This is a genomic window from Rhizobium sp. 01T444, from assembly GCF_056398305.1.
On the sequence record NZ_JBFTPD010000047.1, the window covers coordinates 13187 to 34387 of the forward strand.

General features: G+C 62.5%; 19 protein-coding genes. 8 read left to right on the forward strand and 11 right to left on the reverse strand.

Annotation, left to right across the window (positions count from 1 at the left end; all coding sequences use genetic code 11):
• Positions 1 to 191: 191 nt before the first annotated feature.
• Genes AC1DTN_RS34810 through AC1DTN_RS34830 form a run of 5 tightly spaced genes read left to right on the forward strand, consistent with a single transcriptional unit; the run spans position 192 to position 5655 of the window.
• Entirely contained in the window at positions 192 to 2084 is a 1893-nt protein-coding gene (locus AC1DTN_RS34810; protein WP_477924656.1) for a SurA N-terminal domain-containing protein, read from the forward strand.
• A 13-nt stretch (positions 2085 to 2097) separates the two neighbouring features.
• Positions 2098 to 3114, forward strand: a complete 1017-nt coding sequence (trpD, locus tag AC1DTN_RS34815; protein ID WP_477924657.1) for an anthranilate phosphoribosyltransferase — start codon at positions 2098 to 2100, stop codon at positions 3112 to 3114.
• Positions 3115 to 3123: 9 nt separating this feature from the next.
• Entirely contained in the window at positions 3124 to 3936 is an 813-nt protein-coding gene (gene trpC / locus AC1DTN_RS34820) for an indole-3-glycerol phosphate synthase TrpC (RefSeq protein WP_439014984.1), read from the forward strand.
• 1 nt (position 3937) lies between these two features.
• Positions 3938 to 4435 (forward strand): cyclic pyranopterin monophosphate synthase MoaC, encoded by a 498-nt coding sequence (moaC, locus tag AC1DTN_RS34825; RefSeq protein ID WP_439014985.1) that lies wholly within the window; start codon positions 3938 to 3940, stop codon positions 4433 to 4435.
• A complete protein-coding gene (locus tag AC1DTN_RS34830; RefSeq protein ID WP_477924659.1) occupies positions 4432 to 5655 on the forward strand; it encodes a molybdopterin molybdotransferase MoeA in 1224 nt (407 codons plus the stop codon). Before moaC ends, AC1DTN_RS34830 begins: the two co-directional genes overlap by 4 nt.
• Here the strand turns inward: AC1DTN_RS34830 and AC1DTN_RS34835 are convergent.
• From AC1DTN_RS34835 to AC1DTN_RS34845, 3 genes are all read right to left on the reverse strand, one after another.
• Positions 5624 to 6865, reverse strand: coding sequence for a multidrug effflux MFS transporter (locus AC1DTN_RS34835; protein WP_477924660.1), 1242 nt, complete (start codon positions 6863 to 6865; stop codon positions 5624 to 5626). The genes AC1DTN_RS34830 and AC1DTN_RS34835 overlap by 32 nt on opposite strands.
• On the reverse strand, positions 6862 to 7314 hold the full coding sequence (locus AC1DTN_RS34840; protein WP_477924661.1) for a MarR family winged helix-turn-helix transcriptional regulator: 453 nt from the start codon (positions 7312 to 7314) through the stop codon (positions 6862 to 6864). Before AC1DTN_RS34840 ends, AC1DTN_RS34835 begins: the two co-directional genes overlap by 4 nt.
• A gap of 97 nt (positions 7315 to 7411) precedes the next feature.
• On the reverse strand, positions 7412 to 8074 hold the full coding sequence (locus tag AC1DTN_RS34845) for a class I SAM-dependent methyltransferase (RefSeq protein WP_477924663.1): 663 nt from the start codon (positions 8072 to 8074) through the stop codon (positions 7412 to 7414).
• 163 nt (positions 8075 to 8237) lie between these two features.
• On the opposite strand from AC1DTN_RS34845, the gene AC1DTN_RS34850 reads away from it, so the two are divergent.
• Positions 8238 to 9020, forward strand: coding sequence for an alpha/beta fold hydrolase (locus AC1DTN_RS34850; RefSeq protein ID WP_477924664.1), 783 nt, complete (start codon positions 8238 to 8240; stop codon positions 9018 to 9020).
• 54 nt (positions 9021 to 9074) lie between these two features.
• Here the strand turns inward: AC1DTN_RS34850 and AC1DTN_RS34855 are convergent, their stop codons facing one another.
• The 4 genes from AC1DTN_RS34855 to AC1DTN_RS34870 all read right to left on the reverse strand — a co-directional run bounded on the left by AC1DTN_RS34855 (position 9075) and on the right by AC1DTN_RS34870 (position 14771).
• A complete protein-coding gene (locus AC1DTN_RS34855) occupies positions 9075 to 11012 on the reverse strand; it encodes a DEAD/DEAH box helicase (RefSeq protein WP_477924666.1) in 1938 nt (645 codons plus the stop codon).
• A gap of 98 nt (positions 11013 to 11110) precedes the next feature.
• Positions 11111 to 12967, reverse strand: a complete 1857-nt coding sequence (locus tag AC1DTN_RS34860; protein ID WP_477924667.1) for a CHASE2 domain-containing protein — start codon at positions 12965 to 12967, stop codon at positions 11111 to 11113.
• Between the two features lie 8 nt (positions 12968 to 12975).
• Positions 12976 to 13494, reverse strand: coding sequence for a FecR domain-containing protein (locus AC1DTN_RS34865; RefSeq protein WP_442205923.1), 519 nt, complete (start codon positions 13492 to 13494; stop codon positions 12976 to 12978).
• Positions 13495 to 13631: 137 nt separating this feature from the next.
• The gene (locus AC1DTN_RS34870) at positions 13632 to 14771 is read right to left on the reverse strand and encodes a citrate/2-methylcitrate synthase (RefSeq protein ID WP_442205871.1); all 1140 of its coding nucleotides are present in this window, start codon (positions 14769 to 14771) and stop codon (positions 13632 to 13634) included.
• Between the two features lie 83 nt (positions 14772 to 14854).
• On the opposite strand from AC1DTN_RS34870, the gene AC1DTN_RS34875 reads away from it, so the two are divergent.
• Complete coding sequence (locus AC1DTN_RS34875) at positions 14855 to 15943, forward strand: citrate synthase/methylcitrate synthase (protein WP_113323455.1); 1089 nt, start codon at positions 14855 to 14857, stop codon at positions 15941 to 15943.
• A gap of 46 nt (positions 15944 to 15989) precedes the next feature.
• On the opposite strand, the gene AC1DTN_RS34880 is transcribed toward AC1DTN_RS34875, so the two are convergent.
• The 4 genes from AC1DTN_RS34880 to AC1DTN_RS34895 form a co-directional block, all read right to left on the reverse strand.
• On the reverse strand, positions 15990 to 17618 hold the full coding sequence (locus AC1DTN_RS34880; protein ID WP_113323454.1) for a CTP synthase: 1629 nt from the start codon (positions 17616 to 17618) through the stop codon (positions 15990 to 15992).
• 143 nt (positions 17619 to 17761) lie between these two features.
• Complete coding sequence (secG, locus tag AC1DTN_RS34885; RefSeq protein WP_442205870.1) at positions 17762 to 18292, reverse strand: preprotein translocase subunit SecG; 531 nt, start codon at positions 18290 to 18292, stop codon at positions 17762 to 17764.
• Between the two features lie 108 nt (positions 18293 to 18400).
• Positions 18401 to 19171: a triose-phosphate isomerase gene (gene tpiA, locus AC1DTN_RS34890; protein WP_310388097.1), complete on the reverse strand. Its 771-nt coding sequence runs from the start codon at positions 19169 to 19171 to the stop codon at positions 18401 to 18403.
• Positions 19172 to 19297: 126 nt separating this feature from the next.
• Entirely contained in the window at positions 19298 to 20182 is an 885-nt protein-coding gene (locus tag AC1DTN_RS34895; RefSeq protein WP_442205869.1) for an alpha/beta hydrolase, read from the reverse strand.
• A gap of 204 nt (positions 20183 to 20386) precedes the next feature.
• Here AC1DTN_RS34895 and AC1DTN_RS34900 point away from each other — a divergent pair.
• Positions 20387 to 21201, forward strand: an 815-nt coding sequence (locus tag AC1DTN_RS34900; protein WP_477924670.1) for an ATP-binding protein, incomplete at its 3' end; no start/stop codon positions are given.

Genomic DNA, 21201 nt, shown 5'->3' on the forward strand with positions numbered 1-21201 from the left:
GCTTCAACGAAATGAAGACTGTAAAGGTTCCGCAACCAAGCATCTTTTGTCGCTTGCGGCGGGTTGGCGAGAGCGTGTGCAAGTCCCGCAAGCTTTTCATGCGAGAAGCCTTCATTTCCTCGCAGCTTTGTTTTATGGAACGACGAATGTCTGCCCTTCTGGGCCAATGATAATGCGAGGTTTGCGTTTCCATGTTCCATCTTCTGAGAAGAGCTGCTCAGACCTGGGTTGCCAAGCTGCTCCTGCTCCTGCTCGTCGGCTCCTTCGGCATCTGGGGCGTATCGCGAGAGCTGATAAGCGGCGGCAATAGCACGACGGTGGTTACCGTCGGCGACCAGCATGTGGACGTCAATGAATTCCGCCTTGCCTATCAGCGCCAGGTCGCCCAACTCGGCCAGCAATATGGCGTGCGCCTGACGCCCGAGCAGGCCCGCGCTTTCGGCGTTGAACAGCAGGTGCTTGCCCAGCTTCTGGCCGGTGCCTCGCTGGACCAGCTTGCCGATGATATGGGTCTCGGCCTTTCCGAAGACCGCCTTGCCCAGCTGATCGGCGACGATCCGGCTTTCAAGGCAGTCAACGGCCAGTTCGACCGCTCGCTCTTCACCTCTCGTCTGCGCAATGCCGGCATCCGGGAAGACGACTATATCAAGGATCGCAGCAAGCAGGCTGTCCGCAGCCAGATCATCGAAGCCGTGGCCAACGGCTTCCAGGCGCCTGCAACGCTCGTCAACGCGCTGAAACTCTATGGCAATGAGAGCCGCAGCGTTGATTACCTGCTGCTCACCAACGCCAATATCGAGCCGATCAAGGCGCCTGCCGACGATGTGCTCTCCAAGTGGTTCGAAGACGCCAAGCAGCGTTACCGCGCGCCGGAATACCGCAAGATCGCCTATCTGAAGCTTCAGCCTGATGATATCGCTGATCCCACGACCGTCACCGACGACCAGATCAAGGAAGCTTTCGACAAGGCCAAGGCGGCTTACACGACGCCGGAAAGCCGCACCCTGGAACAGCTGACCTTCGCCAGCAAGGATCTCGCCAATGCAGCCGAAACCGCGCTGAAGAGCGGCACGAGCTTCGACCAGCTCGTCACCGATCAGGGCAAGACCGCAAGTGACGTGCTGCTTGGTGAATTCGCCAAGGACAAGGTTCCGGATCAGGCCGTTGCCGAGGCTGCCTTTGCGGTGAAGGCGGATGGCGGTACCACGGCTGTCGTCGACGGTACCTTCGGTCCTGTGATCCTGCGCGTGACCAATATCAAGCCGGAGACCACCAAGAGCTTCGACGAGGTGAAGGAAGAGCTTCGCAAGCAGCTTTCGGTTGCCAATGCTTCGCAGGAAGTCATCAACGTTCACGACCGTATCGAGGATATGCGCGCCGGCGGCACCTCTCTTGAAGAAATCGCCAACCAACTCAAGCTGAAGGCCGTCGTGATCGACGCCGTCGACATGACGGGTGCGGACAAGGACGGCAATCCGGTCAAGGATATCCCGGCACAGCAACAGCTTCTGCCGGAAGCTTTCAAGACCGATGTCGGCGCTGATGCGGTCGCAATTTCCCTCGGCAATGACGGCTATGTCTGGTTCGACGTGCGCGACGTCATGCCGGATCGCGATCGTCCGCTCGCCGAAGTGCGTGACAAGGCCGTTCAGGACTGGACAGCCGAGCAGCAGAAGGCCGAGCTCGCCAAGAAGGCCGACGAGCTGAAGGCTCAGGCGCAGAAGGGTACCTCGCTTGCCGATATCGCCACCCCGCTCGGCATCGCCGTCGAAAGCAAGAGCGGCGTCACCCGCTCGACCGGCGATCCCGTTCTCGGCCGCGCCGGCGTCAATGCCGCATTCTCCGGTCCTGTAGATACCGTCGCAACGGCCGTCGGCGCCGATCCGAGCACGCAGATCCTGCTGAAGGTGACCGACGTCAACGAAGAGCCGACGACCGATGCCTTGAACAACCGCGACCAGCAGATCGCCACCATCGCAAATCAGGCCGGTGACGATATTCTCGATCAGATGGTCAACCTGTTGCAGAGCCAGTATGGTGCAGAGGTCAACCGGACCCTCGCCGAACAGGCAACCGTCCGCTAGGGAGAAGCGACGCATGACCGATCTGAAGCCGCTTCTGGCCAAGGCAGCAAGCCGCGAGCCACTGACCCGTGACGAGGCCCGCCAGGCCTTCGATATCCTGATGTCCGGACAGGCAACGCCTTCGCAGATCGGCGGCTTCCTGATGGCGCTGCGCGTCCGCGGCGAGACGGTTGACGAGATCGTCGGCGCCGTCACCACGATGCGGTCCAAGATGCTGCGGGTGGAAGCGCCCGCCGACGCGATCGATATCGTCGGCACAGGCGGCGATGCCAGTGGCACCTATAACATCTCGACGCTGGCGGCGCTTATCGTCGCCGGCACGGGTGTTCCGGTTGCCAAGCACGGCAACCGCGCGCTGAGTTCGAAATCCGGCGCGGCAGACAGTCTTGCCGCCCTCGGCGTCAATCTCGATGTCACCCCCGAAATGATCTCGCGCTGCATCGCCGAGGCCGGCGTCGGCTTCATGTTCGCGCAGCAGCATCATTCGGCCATGCGCCATGTCGGCCCGACGCGCGTCGAGCTCGGCACGCGTACCATCTTCAATCTGCTTGGCCCTCTCTCCAATCCGGCCGGCGTCAAGCGCCAGCTTCTCGGCGTCTTCTCGCCGCAATGGGTCGTGCCGCTTGCCGAAGTCATGCGCGATCTCGGCTCCGAAAGTGTCTGGGTTGTCCACGGCGATGGCCTCGATGAAATCACCACGACCGGTAAGACCAGCGTTGCTGCACTCGAGAACGGCCAGATCCGCACCTTTGAGCTGTCGCCGGCCGATTTCGGCGTAACGCCCTGCGTGCTCGCCGATATCAGGGGTGGCGACGGCACGGTCAATGCCGCCGCGCTTCGCAATGTGCTCGGTGGCGCAAAGAATGCCTATCGCGATATAGCGCTCGCTAATGCCGCCGCCTCCCTCGTCATTGCAGGCAAGGCCGGGACGATCCGTGACGGCATGAAGCTCGCAACGGAATCGCTGGATAGCGGGGCCACGGCCGCAGCGCTCGACAAACTGATCGCCGTATCCAACGATATCGACTAGGATTGCCTCATGACCGATATCCTGAAGAAGATCGAAGCCTATAAGCGTGAGGAAATCGCCACCGCGAAGGCGAAGACCTCGCTTGCGGATCTGAGGGCCATGCAGGCCGGCCAGTCCGCGCCGCGCGGTTTCCACAAGGCGCTCGTCGCAAAGCGCGATGCCGGCCAGTTCGGTCTGATCGCCGAAATCAAGAAGGCAAGCCCGTCCAAGGGCCTGATCCGTCCGGATTTCGATCCGCCGGCACTTGCCAAGGCGTACGAAGCCGGTGGGGCCGCCTGCCTTTCGGTTCTCACCGATACGCCGAGCTTCCAGGGCGCGCCGGAATTTCTGACGGCTGCGCGTGCTGCCTGTGCCCTGCCCGCGCTCCGCAAGGATTTCATGTTCGAGACCTACCAGGTCCACGAAGCCCGCGCTTGGGGTGCTGATTGCATCCTGCTCATCATGGCCTCGCTGACGGATGACGACGCGCAGCGCCTGCAGGACGAGGCCTTCTCGCTCGGCATGGACGTGCTGGTCGAGGTTCATGATGCGCCGGAAATGGAACGTGCCCTGAAGCTGTCTTCGCCGCTCGTCGGCATCAACAACCGCAACCTGCGCACCTTCGAAGTCAGTCTTACGGTGAGCGAAACGTTGGCTGCCATGGTCCCGGATGACCGGCTTCTGGTCGGCGAGAGCGGCATCTTCACCCATGAGGATTGCAAGCGCCTGCAAGCCGTCGACATCAATACGTTCCTCGTCGGCGAAAGCCTGATGCGCAAGGACGACGTGACGGCTGCCACCCGCTCGCTGCTGTTTGGTGAAGCCGCCATCGCGGCCGAATGATATGAGCGGCGCAAAACCCGGCCTCACCCATATCGGCGCGTCCGGCGAGGCGCATATGGTCGATGTCTCGGACAAGGCCGAAACGGTGCGCATCGCCACCGCCGAGGGGCATGTGAAGATGGCGGCGGAAACATTGGCGCTGATCCGTGAAGGTAATGCGAAAAAGGGCGATGTGATCGGCACTGCTCGCCTTGCCGGCATCATGGCCGCCAAGCGTACCGCCGACCTCATACCGCTCTGCCATCCGCTGATGCTGACAAAGGTCACGGTCGAGATCGAGCAAGACGCGGCCCTGCCCGGCCTGCGCGTTACCGCAACCGCAAAACTCACTGGCAAGACCGGTGTGGAGATGGAGGCGCTGACCGCCGTCTCGGTCGCGTGTCTTACCATCTACGACATGGCCAAGGCCGCAGACAAGGCAATGGAAATCGGTGGCATCAGGCTGCTGGAAAAATCCGGCGGCAAATCCGGCGATTTCCGCCATCCGGAGGCAAGATGAACCTTCTGCCGGTCGCCGAGGCGCTGAGCCGCCTGCTCTCCAGCGCAAATCCCGTCAAGGCATCCGAAACGCTGCCCCTTGCCGAGGCCGAAGGCCGTGTTCTCGCCGTTGATCTGACGGCTGGCCTGACGCAACCGCCCTTCAATTCCTCCGCCATGGATGGCTATGCGCTGCGCCGCGAGGACGCGCCAGAGCCCGGCGCGGTGCTGAAGGTCATCGGTACATCGTCTGCCGGACATGGCTTCGAGGGAAGTGTCGGTCAGGGGGAGGCCGTTCGCATCTTCACCGGCGCGCCTGTTCCTTCGGGTGCCGATAGTGTCCTGCTGCAGGAGGATGCGGAAAAGATCGAAGGCGGGATCAGAACGAATTTTCCCGTACGGCAGAACCAGCATGTTCGCCCCCGCGGCCAGGATTTCGTCGAGGGTGAGGCCGTGCTCTCCGCCGGTACGGTGCTCGATTTCTCGCGGCTGACGGTAGCCGCCGGCATGAACCGGCCTGATGTCGAGGTGTTGCGTCGCCCGCTGATGGCGATCCTCGCGACCGGCGACGAACTGCTGCCGCCCGGAAGCACGCCGGGCCCGTCGCAGATCATCGCATCCAATACCCTTGGCATCACAGCTCTTGCCCGCAGGGCCGGCGCCGACGTGCTCGATCTCGGCATAGTGCCTGACGACAAGGCTCAGATCACTACGGCGATCGACAAGGCGCGTAACGCCAAGGTCGACGTGATCGTGACACTCGGCGGGGCTTCCGTAGGCGACCACGATCTGGTGCAGGCCACGTTGATCGAAGCCGGTATGGAGCTCGATTTCTGGCGCATCGCCATGCGCCCCGGCAAGCCGCTGATGGTCGGCAGCTTCGGCAAGACGCAGGTGCTCGGCTTGCCCGGCAATCCGGTCTCGAGCCTCGTTTGCTCGCTGCTTTTCCTTGAGCCGCTGATCCGCAAGCTCGCCTCGCTGCCAGCTGTCCAACGGGAGATAACGGTGGAAGCCGCCGCGACGCTGCGCGCCAATGATCACCGCCAGGATTACGTGCGCGCGAAGCTTTCGAAATCGGCCGCCGGCGGATGGTTGGTCGAACCCTTCGACAAGCAGGATTCGTCGATGATGAAGGCTTTCGCCCATTCGGACTGCCTGATCATCCGCCCGCCGCATGCACCGGAATTGCCGGCAGGAACCATCTGCCCGGTCATGCTTCTGCGGCCAGATCTCTTCGCCTGATATTTCCTGAAGTCACCGCGATCCAGAAGCAGATCTGAGCCAGTACGCTTGCGCCTAGAATGACGGTAGCAGCCGCAAGACCGGGATCGCTGCCGATGCCGGAAAGTGTGCTGCAGACGGCTCCAACAGCCATCTGCGTGAAGCCATAAAGGCCGGAAGCCGAACCGGTGACCTTTGGATTGACGCTGACGGCGAGCGTCAGCGCGTTGGGCGAAGCTACACCCGCCCCGACCGTATAGACCATGATCGAGGCCATCATCGGCAGCAGCGTCAGATGGTGGGTAGCGGCAAAGCCGAAGAAGACGAGCGCGGCCGCGATGCTGACGAGGTTGGACATCACCATCAGCCGCTTCATCGCAAACCGGCCGATCAGCCGTGTGGCGATCATGCTGCCGATCCAGTAGCCGAAGATCAGCAGCGCAAGACAAATGCCGACTTCGGTTGCCGGACGGCCGAGCTCGTTGATGACGATGAAGGGCGCAGACGCCGTGAAAGCATACATGGAGGTCGTCGCGCAGCCGCCGCCGATGGCGTAGCCGACGAAGGAGCGCGACGCGAGCAGGCCGAGATAATCGCGGCTCAGCGATTTCACCGAGGTCTCGACATTGCGCGTGCCGGTTTCCGGTACCTTGCGCCACGTCAGCAGGAGGTTAACGATGCCGAGAACGCAGAGCGCCACGAAGATCGAGCGCCAGCCAAGCGTGGCGGCAAGAGCGCCGCCGACGATCGGTGCAAGCCCCGGCCCGACCGTGACCATCAGGTTCATGATCGCAAGCCGCTTCGCCGTTTCATCGGGACTGGACATGTCGCGCACGATGGCGCGTGCAATCACGAGACCGGCGCAGCCGCCGAAGGCCTGAAAGAGCCTTGCTGCGATCAGCGCATGCACGCCGGGTGAAACCAGCGCCGCAACGCCGGCAATTGTATAGAGCACAAGCCCGCTCATCAGTACCGGCCGCCGCCCGTAACGGTCCGAAAGCGGCCCGTAGATAAGCTGGCCGACGGCAAGACCGAAGATGTAGAGGCTGACGGTCAGTTGCATTTCGCCGATCGATGCGCCGAGATCGGTTGCCGCTGCCGGCAAAGCGGGCACGAAAATATGCATGGCAAGCGTGCCGCTGAAGGTGATCAACCCGAGCAGCCAGATCGGTATGTGAAGCTTTGCGCCAAGCGGTCGGGCTTCGGTTATCGGGCCGGGATGCGAGTTCACTGTTCAGGCTCCTCAAGCTGCCGGGCAAGCACGTCGCTGATGTGATCGAGCACGCGCCATGTGGTTTCGATGTCCTCGCGCGGGAGAAGAGCAAGCGCCTCCTCGCGGATACCTTGTGCCACGCGCTCTACCTCCTCCACGGTCTTCCTGCCCTCCTCCGTCAGCAGAATCTCCTTGGCTCGCCTGTCCCCGCCTTCCCGCCGCTCGACGAGTCCGGCTTTCTCCAGATTGTCGATCAGGCGCACGACAGATGAATTGTCGAGCGAGAGCGAGGCGGCCAGTTCTTTCTGGTGCATTGCTGTCGGTGAACGGGCGATGCGCAGCAGCGGCAGCCATGTCGCTTCGGTCAGTCCGAAGGGCTGCAGGCGCAGGTTCGCGACCCGGCGCCAGTAGCGCGCGGTCTGGGAGACGAGGCTCCCGAATGAGGTTGTGATCTTGTCGTCGGTCATAGGAATATCGATGAGATAGCAATAGATGACATGTCATCTATTTTGGTGCAAGGCCAAAGTGTCGCCACGTAGCTTGATGAGAGGCATTCGCCTCGTTTCACCTCAATCGGAAAACCGCGCTACTGGCGGTCGAGTTGCCCTTGGCTCCGCCAAAATCTGGCACGGCATAGTCCGCAATCTGCAGCAGGGAGCTCATAGGAAGAGACGCCCTGCCCGGATCGCCGATGAGCACATCGAGACCGGCCGTGCGGCAACGTTCAAGGAAAGGCAGAACACGTTCCACCAAGGCCTCGTCATAAAAGATATCGCCGGCCAGGATTATGTCGGCGGCAGGCGGAGTATCCTCGATGATGTTGTCGAGTCGCGTCTCGATCACGACATCATTGGCATCGGCATTCAGCTGCGCCGCAGCGATCGCCTTCGCATCGATATCGATGGCGAGCACATGGGCTGCACCACATTTCATCGCTGCGATGGCGACAAGGCCGGAGCCGGTGCCGAGGTCGACGACACGTTTGCCGGCCACCTCTTCGGAATGGTCGAAAAGATAGCGCGCAAGCACGGCGCCGCCCGCCCAGGGATAGGCCCAGTAAGGCGGCATCAGATCGGAATCGTCAGCCATTGCAAGGCGATAGAGGCCGCTCCTCGGAGTCGCCATATGCAATCTTACGTTAGGGATGGAAGGAACACTCGCAAGCGGCAGGTTCGCTTCGATGAAGGCCGTCAGGTCGAGACGATCATCTGCCGAAGCCGGTCTCATCTGGTCGATTGCCCTCGCTGCGACAGGCTATCAGGCCCCGTTGGATGGCATAATACCTCGCTGGACCTTTGTATAGTTATGGAAGCCCACGTCTCGGGCTAACTTTTTTTCAGCGATCCCGAAGGGCATCGCCCCAGATTTCCTACAAGCCGGAGGACACGTTATGCAACCGATCACCAGACGCTCATTTTCGGCCGCGCTCGTTGCAGGGGCCGCACTCAGCATGTTTCCAGCCGCCGGCCGGGCCGCCGATATTGTCAAGGCGAAGAATGTCGTTCTCGTCCACGGCGCCTATGCCGATGCATCCTGCTGGCTGGACGTCATCCCTCATCTCCAGGCTGCCGGCCTGAATGTGATGGCCGTGCAGAACCCCCTCACCTCATTTGCCGATGACGTCGAGGCGACCAAGCGCATCCTGGCGCTGATGGACGGCCCGACCGTACTCGTCGGCCATTCCTATTCCGGCATGCTCGTCACCGAGGCTGGCGTTGATCCCAAAGTAACTGCGCTCGTCTATATCGCCGCCCGCGCCCCTGATGCCGGCGAGGATTATACCGCGCTCGCCAAGCAGTATCCGACGCCGCCTGCAAGTGCAGGCCTCGTTCACAACGGCGGTTATGCCCAGTTGAGTGAAGAAGCTTTCGTCAGGGATTTCGCCGGCGATCTGCCGGTTGCCCGCGCCAAGGCGCTTTATGCCGTGCAGGGCCGCATTTCCGATACACTGTTCAACGCCAAGACGAGCGTCGCTGCCTGGCGCTCGAAGCCATCCTGGTACGCGGTCTCGAAAAACGACCGCACCATCAATCCGGATCTCGAACGCTTCATGGCAAAGCGTATGAACGCAACGACGATCGAACTCGACGCCAGCCACGTTTCGCTGATCTCACAGCCGCTCGCCGTCGCCAATCTCATCCTCGCAGCAGCCGGTCAAAGCGACAAGATCTGAGACCGCTGCAGCCTGCCGGCCGCATCACCTTATTGGTGCGGCCGGCGACCCGCCTCAGCGCTCTTTCTTCTTGGTGAATTTGCCCTTGCCACCATCGAACTTGGGGCCATCGAACTTGGGACCGTCGAATTTTGCACCTTCGGACCTGTTCTTGCCGCCCTCGAATTTGGCGCCTTCGAATTTCGGCTTCGGGCCTTTCTTCGTCCAGGGCTTGTCGTCCTGACGCCCGGCGCCGGCGGGCCTGTCCGTCCCGAACTTGCCCTTCGGCTTGTCGCTGCGGAAACGGTCTTCGCCGCGGTCTTCGAACGGCTTCTTGGCGTAGGCGGGTTTGGCCTGCTTGCTGAAATCGGGCGTACCGTTCAGCTTCACCACACGGATGCCGCGCTCCATTGTCTTGTTCGGGCCGAGGGCGCCGAGAAAGCTCTCAGCGCTGTCAGCGGCGATTTCCACGAAGGTCTCATCCGGCTGCATCTTGATCGCGCCGATCTCCCGCTTGGTCACGTTGCCGGCGCGGCAGAGCATTGGGATCAGCCAGCGCGGCTCGGCATTCTGCTTGCGGCCGACGGAGACTGAGAACCAGACGCTGGGGCCGAAATCATCGCGGGGGCCTTTCTGCGCCGGCGCGAATTCGCGTGCCTCGCCATTGTCGCGGCGCTTGCGGGCGCGATCGTCCTGCACCGAAACTTCGATCAGGTCTTCCGGCGCCGACTGGTTGGCGCGGTAAAGACGCACGAAAGCGGCGGCAAGCGTCTCGGCGCCATAGCTGGCGATCAGCTTCTGCACCAGCCCCTGCTCTTCCTCCTGCGGCTTGTCGGCGAAGATCGGGTCCGCCAGCAGCCGCTCGTCATCACGCTCCGTCACTTCTTCCACGGAAGGCGGCCGCGCCCAGGTGGCGGCGATACCGGCATTGTCGAGCAGCCGCTCTGCCTTGCGGCGAACATTGAGCGGCACGATCAGAGCGCTGACACCTTTGCGACCCGCACGGCCCGTACGGCCGCTGCGGTGAAGCAGCGTTTCCGGATTGGTCGGCAGATCGGCATGAACAACGAGGTCGAGGCCCGGCAGGTCGATGCCGCGTGCAGCAACATCGGTTGCGATGCAGACGCGAGCCCGCCCGTCACGCATTGCCTGCAGCGCGTGGCTGCGTTCGTTCTGCGTCAGTTCACCCGAGAGCGCCACAACGTGGAAATTGCGGTTGTGGAACCGTGCCGTGAGGTGATTGACGGCAGCACGCGTCGAACAGAAGACGATTGCATTGCGCGCTTCGTAGTAGCGCAGCACGTTGATGATCGCGTTTTCGCGGTCGCTCGGCGAGACGGCGAGCGCGCGATACTCGATATCGATATGCTGCTTTTCTTCCGCCTGCGTGCTGATGCGCACGGCATCGCGCTGATAGCTCTTCGCCAGCTTGGCGATGGCTGCGGGAACGGTGGCGGAAAACATCAGCGTACGCCGCTCGTCTGGCGCCGCGTCAAGGATGAATTCCAGATCTTCGCGGAAGCCGAGATCGAGCATCTCGTCCGCCTCGTCCAGCACTGCGGCCTTCAGTTCGCTCATATCCAGCGCATTGCGGCGGATGTGGTCGCAGAGGCGTCCCGGTGTGCCTACGACGATATGGGCGCCACGCTCCAGCGCGCGGCGCTCGCTGCGGATATCCATGCCGCCGACGCAACTGACAATCACGGCGCCGGTCATTTCATAAAGCCATTCCAGCTCGCGCTTCACCTGCAGCGCCAGTTCGCGCGTCGGCGCGATCACAAGGGCAACCGGAGCGGCGGCGGGGCCAAACCGCTCCGCGCTTCCCAGAAGCGTTGGTGAGAGTGCTAGCCCGAACGCAACGGTCTTGCCCGAGCCGGTTTGTGCGGAGACGAGTGCGTCCGATGCTGCGAGCGCCGGATCGAGCATCGCCTTCTGGACAGGTGTGAGCTCGGTATAGCCGCGCTTCTGCAACGCCTTGGCGATCGCCGGAGAGACGCCGTTATAGTCAGTCATGTGTTCGATCTTTCGGAGCTGTCAGACGCATAACGCGTCGTAGCCGGAATCGTCCGGCCGAAGAGTTGGGCCGTTCCTACTCGCTCCGGCTGCGAATGTCAAAGTGTCTCGCCACGCCATGTGTAGATGGCGATGCTGCCGGAGCGTCCGCGAATCCTCGTTTCGAACGGTCCGGTCAACTGGCCTGCCTGCGATGGAACAGCCCCCGGACCCGCAGCATTGAGCAGGTTGGCGCTGAGTGCAAGCTCTGCGCCGCGGCTTGCCGCCACCTCCATGAGCCGCTGTGCGACATTAACGGTATCGCCTGTCGCGGTGATCTGCTGCCGGTCGCCGCTGCCGAGCCGTGAGGCGACGATCGGGCCGCAATGGGCGCCGAGCTTGAAGCCTATCTTCCTGCGGCGAAGCTCCGGATGGCCTGCAAGGAAGCTGCGTGTGTGGTCGGCAAGCCGCACGGCGCAGGCTGCTGCCCGGGCTGCATCGTCCGCCGTTGGTTCGGGCAGCCCGAAGAGGATCATGGCTCCATCGCCCATGAAGCTGGTGATCGCCCCGCCAAGCAGCTGCACTTCCTCGTCGATCAGTTCGAAGAAGCTGCTGAGAATCTCCCGCACTGCGGCCGGTCCGACTGCCTCGCTGAGGCCGGTGAAGCCCGAGAGGTCGATGAAGACGATAGAGGCATTCTGGCGCACCGGCTCGGCTAGGAAAGCCGGGTCACGCGCCAGCCATTCCCCGAGGCCCGGCGCCTCGATGCGCTGCAGCCGCTCGGACTGATCGGCGAAGTGCCGCGCACGGCTGCGGTCGCGCCAGAGTTCTGCAGCCCCGAAAATAACTGCGGGTGGCAGGGCGGCCGCAATCGGCAATGCAGCACTCAGCCAATAGCCGTTCGCGAAGGCAGCAAGGTTGAGCATCGCCCAGACAATGACCGTCAGGCCGATGATGACGAAGCCGAGGGCGCTGCGGCGCCATGCGATCAGGGCGACCAGAAGAATAGGCAAGGCCGTCGCAATGCCGGCATCCGCCTGCCGTGTCCTGCTATCACGCACCATGCCGTCGCCGGCTATCAGATGCGTGATCGCGGTCGACATCACTTCGACACCCGGCAGGATTGGATCGAACGGGGTCGGAAAGACATCGCCGCCGCCGGTCACGGTCGCACCGATCACCACCACCTTGTCGGTGATGGCATCCGCCGGCAGCTTCCCATCGAACGCATCGGCAGCGCTGAAGGTGCGGATGCTGCCTGCAGGACCATAGAAGGTCAGCGGCAGGCGCTGGCCCGTGTCCGTTGGAATGCGGCGGGCGCCAAGCCGGATGCCATCGCTTTCGATCAATGGTTCGACACCGAGCGCAACCGAAGCGACGCGCAACGGAAAGGCTGCATCCAACCGGTCGGCGGCGCGAGAAAACAGCGGAATGAATCGCGGCACGCCGCTCTGGTCCGTCGCCACATTGACGATGCCGAGCGCTGCAGCCTCTGCGAAGCGGGGTTGCGGCAGCAGAAGCTGATGCGCTTCAGGGATCGCGGCAAGCGGATCCTCCGCATTCGCTGTCACTGATTGGAGACTCTGTGGGAAAGTCGCAGCGCCGGCGATGATGCTGGGCGTCGCCTTGATAGCCGTTGCAAGCGCCGCATCCCCCTCCTCCGTGTCGGGATCGACAAGCAATATATCGAGAGCCAAGGCCTTTGGTTTCAACGCGCCGATGGACGTGACGAGCTGCGCAAGCCTCTCCCGCTTGAGCGGATAGCCATGTGCTGCGGCGGTACGATCATCGATAGCGATAATGGAAACGATATCGGGCGGCGCGCGGACGCCGACGATCGTGCTGCGCAGATCGGCTAGCGTGGCCTCCATGCGCTCCATGAGGCCGGAGTCCGACTGCAGATGGAAATAGCCGAGCATAGCGCCCCACAGACCGGCGAGCAGCAACGCGATCACAGTCTGAAGCCGACGGTTCATGAGACGACTTATTGACCGAGGCGTGAAAGAAGGGCCGCGACGCGGGGCGCGGGCCACGTGCGGACGGTGAGCGCAGCGGTTCCGCGCGTTACGTCCACACCCTCGCCCGGTCCAAGCACGACAGCCGCACCTGCCGGACGCCGTACGCCAACGCGCCCGCGTGTGACCAGTACGGAGGTCGTGCCGCCTTTGACATCGACGGCCCATTGCGTGCCGCGAACGGCGGCGATCGCCTGCGGCGTCACCACCTGGAAGCCGCCGCGGTGCTGGCTGCTGTCGACGTCGACGAGAGCAGCCTTGCTGCGCAATGCAAGCGAATCCGGACTGCCATCGCGATTGCGGTCGGTGAGCTTGAAGGATGCGCCACGCTCAGCGGTGATGTTGACGCCACCAGGACAACGGAAAATCTGGTTGCCGTTTGCCGCACGCGAAATCGCGCAGCCGGCAGACTGGGCATAAGCTGTGCCATCAGGCAGCAGGCTGATGATCAGCACAGCGGAAAACAGGCTGCGGGAGATTGCTGACATGGCTTTCATGATCCGCCCCTCGTGACTCGCCGGTACATTCGCGAATGCGCCGGCCGGCCCATACTAGCTGAATTCGCCGGTTTCCCTATGCAAAAACGTGAAATTGCGCAAGCCATTCAGAGCGCGCGTCGCTCAACTCATGCGTCGGCTGGCGAAGGCCCGACATAGCGGGCACGCGGGCGGATCAGATGGCCGCTTTCGATCTGCTCCATTGCATGCGCCAGCCAGCCGGCGGTGCGCGCCAGCGCGAAGATGATGATCGGTGCCTCCTCAGGCAGGTCGAAGGCTGCGGTCATGGCGGTAAGCGCGAAATCGACATTGACCTTCTCGCCCACCATTTCTTCGCCGGCCAGCTGCACATCGCGAAAGACCGGCGGCACGTCGAAAGAGGAGAGCAGCACGCCCGCCCGCACATCGCCATCGGGGTAAAGCGGGTGCCCGAAGGCGACAGGCTTACCTCCCCGTAGCAGCAGGTGGCGGATCGCATGCTCCGCCCCAGCGCCGGATGCTGCCTTGGCAAGGGCATCGACGCTTCGCCATGCCGAACCATGCAATGGTCCGGTCAGCGTTGCGAGACCCGAGAGCACGGCGGCAGAAAGTGCTGGCCCCGTCGAAACCGTGACGCGGACGGCGAAAGTAGAGGCATTGAGCTCATGATCGGCGAGCATGACAAGCGCCCGCCTGAGGCAATCGGCAGCCTCCGGCCTGCCCCAGCATGCAGCAAGACGGTGATGCAGCGGATGATCCGTCGATCCCGGCGCCAGCGCATCGGCGACGGTTGAAAGCACGCTGCATGCTTCCATCTGCAAGGCAGCGCGTGCACGTCCGAGAGACGGCAGATCGGCGCTCACCCGTCCCGCCAGCGCCAGCAGCACGGCTTGAATGGAAGGCGGCGCCGGCTCCAGGGCAGAGGCCGGTACGCAGGCAAAACTCTCTGCATTCCACAGTATCAGCGCCGTCTCCTCCAGCGTCGCATAGGCTGAAAGCTCCGCTGCATCCTGCCCCCGATAGAGCAATCGTCCTGCGGCGATGGTCGAGATTGACGATGTCAGTACCGGATCGCCCCAGCTGATCGCTTCGGCGGCGACCGTCTCGCTCTTGCGCCTGCCGGCATGCCGCTCGGCAAGCCGCTTGACATCGCTTTCCTGATAGAGGCTGCGGCGTGGATCGGCGGGGTCGGCCTTGGCGCGGATCCGCCCGCGGCTGACATTGGCATAAAGTGTCTGCGGCTTGGTGCCGAGTTCGGCTAACGCTTCCTCCGCTGTCAGCCAGCTCATGTCAGCCTCACATTGATCAATTACGTCAAGATTGACGTCAACTAAACTAGAGCCGATCTTTCATCCGGTAAAGGAGAAGACCTATGAAAAATGGTTTGGAAGATGTCATCGCCGCTGAAACCCAGCTCTCGGATGTCGACGGCGAAGCCGGCCGGCTGATCATCCGCGGCGTATCGCTGGATCATCTGGCAGGAAGCAGCGCCTATGAGGATGTTGCTGCCCTGCTGCTGGACGGCCTGATCGAGCCGCATCTTGACGCAAGCGAATTGCGCCGCCGGCTCGGCCAGGCGCGCATGGAAGTTTTCGCCGAAGTCAAGACTGCCGATACTCGCCTGCTAAAGCTGCCGCCGGTCGATGTTATGCGTGCTCTTGTTGCCCGCCTACCTGACGGCGAGGATATAGATACCGTGCTCCGTCTGCTTGCCGCACCCGCCGTCTTCCTGCCGGCGGTTCTGCGCCTGCAGCGAGGCGAAAAGCCGCTAAAGCCCGATGCGGGCCTCTCACAGTCGACGGACATCCTGCGCATGCTCTCAGGCGCGGTGCCGAGCGCCGAGCAAACCGCAGCCCTCGACACCTATCTCGTGACGATCTCGGATCACGGCCTGAACGCCTCGACCTTCGCATCGCGTGTCATCGCCTCCACGCGCGCCGGCCTTACCTCCTCGGCGCTGGCGGCGATCAGCGCGCTGAAGGGGCCGCTGCATGGCGGCGCGCCGGGACCGGTGCTCGATATGCTTGATGGGATCGGAAGCGAGGCCAATGCCGGCCCCTGGCTGCGTTCCGCGCTCGATCGCGGTGAGCGGCTGATGGGCTTCGGCCACCGCGTCTATCGCGTGCGCGACCCACGTGCGGACGCCCTGAAAAATGCGCTGAAGCCGCTCGTTGCCGCAGGCCAGGTCAATGCCATCAGAATCGCACTTGCCGAAGCCGTGGAGCAGGCAGCGCTCGCAATCCTCAGGGAACGCAAGCCCGACCGGCCGCTGGACGTGAATGTGGAGTTCTATACCGCGCTGCTCTTGGAAAGCCTCGGCTTCCCCCGTGACGCCTTCACTGGCGTATTCGCCATCGGCCGCACCGTCGGCTGGATTGCCCATGCCCGCGAACAGGCACTGGAAGGTCGCCTCATCCGCCCGCGCTCGGTCTATGTCGGGCCGTTGCCGGAAGCGGCGTGACGAAAAGAAAAAGCCGCTCCCTCGTTTCTGAGGGAGCGGCCGAATTTTAAACCAACCGGCTCTGTTCCGTCGCAGCTTCGATGAAGCTTGCAAAGAGCGGATGCGGGTCGAGCGGGCGGGACTTCAGTTCCGGATGGTACTGAACGCCGATGAACCAGGGATGGTCAGGATATTCGACCGTCTCCGGCAACACGCCGTCAGGCGACATGCCGGAGAAGACCAGGCCGCAATTTTCCAGCCGGTCCTTGTAGTCGATATTGACTTCATAGCGGTGGCGGTGACGCTCGGAAATATCGGTCGAGCCGTAGATATCCGAAATCTTGGTGCCCTTCTTCAGGGACGCCTTGTAGGCGCCGAGGCGCATCGTGCCGCCGAGATCGCCGGCAGCGTTACGCTTCTGCAGCTCGTTGCCCTTAACCCACTCGGTCATCAGACCAACGACCGGCTCCGGCGTCGGTCCGAATTCGGTCGAGGAAGCGTTCGGGACATCGGCGAGGTTGCGGGCAGCCTCAATGACGGCCATCTGCATGCCGAAGCAGATGCCGAAATACGGCACCTTGCGCTCGCGGGCAAAACGCGCCGCATGGATCTTGCCTTCCGAACCGCGCTCGCCGAAGCCGCCGGGCACCAGGATGCCATGGACCTTTTCGAGATAGGGAGCCGGATCTTCCTTTTCGAAGACTTCCGACTCGATCCATTCGAGCTTGACCTTGACGCGATTGGCGATGCCACCGTGATGCAGTGCCTCGATCAGCGACTTGTAGGCGTCCTTGAGGCCGGTGTACTTGCCGACGATCGCAATCGTTACCTCGCCTTCCGGCGTGCGGATGCGGTTGCAGACCTCTTCCCACTGGTCGAGGCGCGGCTTCGGAGCCGGTTCGATGCCGAAGGCCGCGAGCACTTCGTCGTCCAGGCCTTCCTTGTGATAGGCCATCGGCACGTCGTAAATATTGGCGACGTCGAGCGCCTGGATGACGGCGGAGGGACGCACGTTGCAGAACAGCGACAGCTTGCGGCGTTCAGCTTCCGGGATTTCCCGGTCGGCGCGTACCAGCAGGATGTCGGGATGAATACCGAGCGCCTGCAGTTCCTTGACGGAATGCTGCGTCGGCTTGGTCTTCAACTCGCCGGCTGCCGGAATATACGGCATCAGCGTCAGGTGGACGTAAACAGCCGTGCCGCGCGGCAGGTCGTTGCCGAGCTGGCGGATCGCTTCCATGAAGGGCATCGCCTCGATGTCGCCGACCGTGCCGCCGATCTCGCAGATGACGAAGTCGTAGTCGTCATTGCCTTCGGTGACGAAATCCTTGATCTCGTTGGTGACGTGCGGAATGACCTGAACGGTCGCGCCGAGATAGTCGCCGCGGCGTTCCTTGTCGATGATGTTCTTGTAGATACGGCCGGTGGTGATGTTATCGGTCTTGGTCGCCGAGCGCCCTGTAAAGCGCTCGTAGTGGCCGAGATCGAGGTCGGTTTCAGCGCCGTCATCAGTGACGAAGACTTCGCCGTGCTGGGTCGGGCTCATAGTGCCCGGATCCACGTTCAGATAGGGGTCAAGTTTGCGAAGCCGCACCCGATAACCACGGGCCTGCAACAACGCTCCGAGAGCCGCGGCCGCAATTCCTTTTCCGAGGGAAGAAACCACGCCGCCAGTGATGAATACGTATCGCGCCATGGGAGTCACCGGATACCTTTTCAAAAACGATTCCACCAGCCCAAAAATTCTTTTCCAGAACTTTTGGTGCATGGCGCAGGAATCTGAACAAAAGAAAACCGGCAGACCCGAGGGCCTGCCGGCGGTTTATTTTCAGGACCGGCTTATTGTCCCGTGGGGACGCCGGAAGGCTGTGCCGGCGCAGTCGCGGCCGGTGCCTCAGGCTGAGCCGGAGCCGTCGTCGTCGGAGCTGCCGGAGCAGTCGCCGCAGGGGCGCTCGCAGCCGGAGCCGGGGTTGCTGGTGCCGAAGCTGCAGGGGCAGCCGGTGCCGGAGCGGCAGCGCCGCCGTTCGGAATGCCGCTATTGTCAGCCGGCTGTGACGGAGCCGGCGTATTGGTGCCGCCGAGCGAATCGAGGATGCCGTTGCCCTGCCCGCTCGTTGCCGGAATGCGGTTGAGAATATCGGTCGGGCGGCTTTCGTAACGGGTCAGGATACCGAGGCCGAGCGAGGTGAGGAAAAACAGCGTCGCCAGGATCGCCGTCGTGCGCGTCAGCGCATTGGCCGTGCCGCGGGCCGACATGAAGCCCGATCCGCCGCCGATGCCGAGGCCGCCGCCTTCGGAGCGCTGGATGAGCACGACGCCAACGAGCGCGAGCACGATCATGAGATGGATGACAATCAATACGGTCTGCATGGGTCCAGTCCTGCCCGTCTGAGGACGGACATAAAGTAAAAATCTGGCGGCTCTTTACATGAGGTCTTGAGCTATTCCAAGCCCTTCGGCCAGGAATATACAATCGCCTCAGGCAAGCAGCGCTTCATATGTGCCGTAGATGGCGAGGAAGTCCGTGGCTTTCAAGCTCGCCCCGCCGATCAGCGCACCATCGACATTGTCGACGGCGAGCAGCTCGCGGGCATTTGCGGGCTTGACCGAACCGCCGTAGAGAATGCGCATACCCTTGCCCTCGTCGCCGAAGCGCAGGACGAGTTCGTCGCGGATGAAGGCATGGACGATTTCCACATCCTTTGCCGTCGGCGTCAGTCCCGTGCCGATCGCCCAGACGGGTTCATAAGCGATGACAGTATTTTCGGCCGTCGCCTCCTCGGGCAGCGAGCCGGAAAGCTGGCGCTTGAGGATGTCGAGCGTCTGATAGGCGTCACGCTCGTCGCCGGTCTCGCCGACGCAGACGATTGCGGTGAGATCAGCCAGATAGGCGGCCTGCGCCTTGGCCCGCACCATATGATCGGTCTCGGCATGGTCAATGCGCCGTTCCGAATGGCCGACAATCACATAGGTGCCGTAGCAATCGGCAATCATTTCGGCCGAAATGTCGCCGGTATGCGCCCCGGATTGCGCCTGATGGCAGTCCTGGCCGCCGATCGCGAGCGGGCTGTCGGTGGCGAGCGCGGTCGCCACATAAAGCAGCGTGGCCGGCGGGCAGATCAGGGCTTCGACTTTTTCCGACAAGGGGGAGCTGACGCCTTGGGCAATCGCCTTGATCTGGTCCAATGAGGCACGTGTGCCGTTCATCTTCCAGTTCCCCGCCACGAGCGGGCGTACGTCAGGTGTCATGCTGCTCCTCCCAAAATCCGCATATCGGGCGGCCTTAGCAAAAGCTTGCGGTAAAGGAAAGCGCCCCGCGTAACGTTGGGGGAATATGATCGTTTAAAAGCTCTGCGCGGTGTGAAATCCGTCCGTTCAGGACGCCAGAATCCAGTTCAGCACTTTCCGCCAGTCGATCATGCGGATCGGCGTCCCGTGGTTGCCATTCTGGAAGAGCGTGAAATGCGTCGGGTACTTCGCCTTGTCGAGCTTTTCGAACAGCGCCTGCTGGTCGGTTGCCGCATAAACAGGATCGCGGCTGCCATGGGCAAACCACAGCGGCAGCTTCGCTTTGTAGAACGGGCTCTTCGCAAAATCCGGATCAGAGACCCCGCTCATGATCAGCATGCCCTTCAACCGCTTGACGCTTTCGGCATCGCGCGTGATGCCCCAGCAGATCTGGCTGCCCATGGAGGCGCAGCTCAGAATGACCGGCCGGCCGGGCGATTGCACGCTCGCGTAGCGGATCAGCCCGGCAATGGCTGCAACGCCATTGGCGTCGAAGGTCCTGACGGTCGGCGAATAATAGACGCCGCCATTGCCGGCCGTAAGGTTCTTCAGCCGGTTGAAATTGCCGCCGAAGGAATAGTCGTTGGCGCCGAGCCGCCGGTCGCCGTCGCGACCGTGGATGAAAATGACCGTGAAGGCGGCATTCTGAGTCGGTCCCACCCTGGTGACATCGAGCCTGATGCCGTCGAGCGACAGCGTTTCATCTGCCTGCAGCTTCTTCACGCCAAGCGAGACATATTTCTGCTGCACCCGCTTTTGCGGGATCTGGTCGCGCCCGTTGATGTCGCGCATCTCGTCGTAATCGATCACATCGAAGGCGCCGTCATCGCCCGTCTGCAGCACTTTCTGCGTTGAAAACAGATCGTCCTTGTAGGGCGGCAGGGCATCGGCTGTGGCGGTCGTGATGGCCGCGGACAGGAAAAAGGCCGCAATTGCGGTAATTATGGTGCAATGACTTGTGGACATCGGCATGCGGATGGTTCCCAGAGAGCTGCCGCGACTTGCCATTCGGCGTCCAGCAACGCAAATCACATCTTGAAAAGCTCCGCAAATCCGGGGCGCGTCGCGTATCGGGGCGCTTTCTGTCAGAATCCCCCTGATTCGCAAACGCGATGCGGACTGTGACTATTGTGGGCCAGCGGCGGCCCTTCACGAGAATAAGATCTGAACGGTTCCATGGAAGACAGCAACGACCTCTTTTCCGGAATGCCCCTGTCACAGAAGCAGGAGGAGGCTGCAAAGCCAGCCGCGCCAGCCGAACGGCCCGCTGCAGCGGCACCGGCAGCCCCTCGCCCCGCCCCGGCGACGTCGAACGGCGATGATTACGGTGCATCCTCGATCCGCGTTCTGGAAGGTCTGGAACCGGTTCGCATGCGCCCCGGCATGTATATCGGCGGCACCGACGAAAAGGCGCTGCACCACCTCTTCGCCGAAGTCATCGACAACTCGATGGACGAAGCGGTGGCCGGCCATGCCGATTTCATCGATGTCCATCTGGATACCCAGGGCTATCTGACGGTCACCGACAACGGCCGCGGCATTCCAGTAGAGAACCATCCGCAGGTTCCCGGCAAATCGACGCTCGAAGTCATCATGACCAAGCTGCATGCCGGCGGCAAATTCGACGGCAAGGCCTATGAGACCTCGGGCGGTCTGCACGGCGTCGGCGTCTCTGTCGTCAACGCTCTGTCGGATCATCTCGAAGTCGAGGTCGCCCGTAACCGCAAGCTCTATCGCCAGCGCTTCTCGCGCGGGGTGCCGCAGGGCGGGCTCGAAGAGCTGGGCGATGTGCACAACCGTCGCGGCACCAAGGTTCGCTTTCATCCCGACCCGCAGATTTTCGGTGATCATGCGAAGTTCGATGCGGCGCGTGTGTTCCGCATGGCCCGCTCCAAGGCCTATCTCTTCGGCGGCGTCGAGATCCGCTGGAGCTGCGAGCCGGGAGTGCTGCCTGAGGGATCGGATCTGCCCGACAAGGCCGTCTTCCACTT

What these genes read in the sequence shown, in the direction of transcription:
- AC1DTN_RS34810 (WP_477924656.1), top strand. Translation starts at nt 192, where the DNA reads ATGTTCCATCTTCTGAGAAGAGCTGCTCAGACCTGGGTTGCCAAGCTG.
- trpD (WP_477924657.1), top strand. Translation starts at nt 2,098, where the DNA reads ATGACCGATCTGAAGCCGCTTCTGGCCAAGGCAGCAAGCCGCGAGCCA.
- trpC (WP_439014984.1), top strand. Translation starts at nt 3,124, where the DNA reads ATGACCGATATCCTGAAGAAGATCGAAGCCTATAAGCGTGAGGAAATC.
- moaC (WP_439014985.1), top strand. Translation starts at nt 3,938, where the DNA reads ATGAGCGGCGCAAAACCCGGCCTCACCCATATCGGCGCGTCCGGCGAG.
- AC1DTN_RS34830 (WP_477924659.1), top strand. Translation starts at nt 4,432, where the DNA reads ATGAACCTTCTGCCGGTCGCCGAGGCGCTGAGCCGCCTGCTCTCCAGC.
- AC1DTN_RS34840 (WP_477924661.1), bottom strand. Translation starts at nt 7,314, where the DNA reads ATGACCGACGACAAGATCACAACCTCATTCGGGAGCCTCGTCTCCCAG.
- AC1DTN_RS34845 (WP_477924663.1), bottom strand. Translation starts at nt 8,074, where the DNA reads ATGAGACCGGCTTCGGCAGATGATCGTCTCGACCTGACGGCCTTCATC.
- AC1DTN_RS34850 (WP_477924664.1), top strand. Translation starts at nt 8,238, where the DNA reads ATGCAACCGATCACCAGACGCTCATTTTCGGCCGCGCTCGTTGCAGGG.
- AC1DTN_RS34855 (WP_477924666.1), bottom strand. Translation starts at nt 11,012, where the DNA reads ATGACTGACTATAACGGCGTCTCTCCGGCGATCGCCAAGGCGTTGCAG.
- AC1DTN_RS34860 (WP_477924667.1), bottom strand. Translation starts at nt 12,967, where the DNA reads ATGAACCGTCGGCTTCAGACTGTGATCGCGTTGCTGCTCGCCGGTCTG.
- AC1DTN_RS34865 (WP_442205923.1), bottom strand. Translation starts at nt 13,494, where the DNA reads ATGTCAGCAATCTCCCGCAGCCTGTTTTCCGCTGTGCTGATCATCAGC.
- AC1DTN_RS34870 (WP_442205871.1), bottom strand. Translation starts at nt 14,771, where the DNA reads ATGAGCTGGCTGACAGCGGAGGAAGCGTTAGCCGAACTCGGCACCAAG.
- AC1DTN_RS34875 (WP_113323455.1), top strand. Translation starts at nt 14,855, where the DNA reads ATGAAAAATGGTTTGGAAGATGTCATCGCCGCTGAAACCCAGCTCTCG.
- AC1DTN_RS34880 (WP_113323454.1), bottom strand. Translation starts at nt 17,618, where the DNA reads ATGGCGCGATACGTATTCATCACTGGCGGCGTGGTTTCTTCCCTCGGA.
- secG (WP_442205870.1), bottom strand. Translation starts at nt 18,292, where the DNA reads ATGCAGACCGTATTGATTGTCATCCATCTCATGATCGTGCTCGCGCTC.
- tpiA (WP_310388097.1), bottom strand. Translation starts at nt 19,171, where the DNA reads ATGACACCTGACGTACGCCCGCTCGTGGCGGGGAACTGGAAGATGAAC.
- AC1DTN_RS34895 (WP_442205869.1), bottom strand. Translation starts at nt 20,182, where the DNA reads ATGCCGATGTCCACAAGTCATTGCACCATAATTACCGCAATTGCGGCC.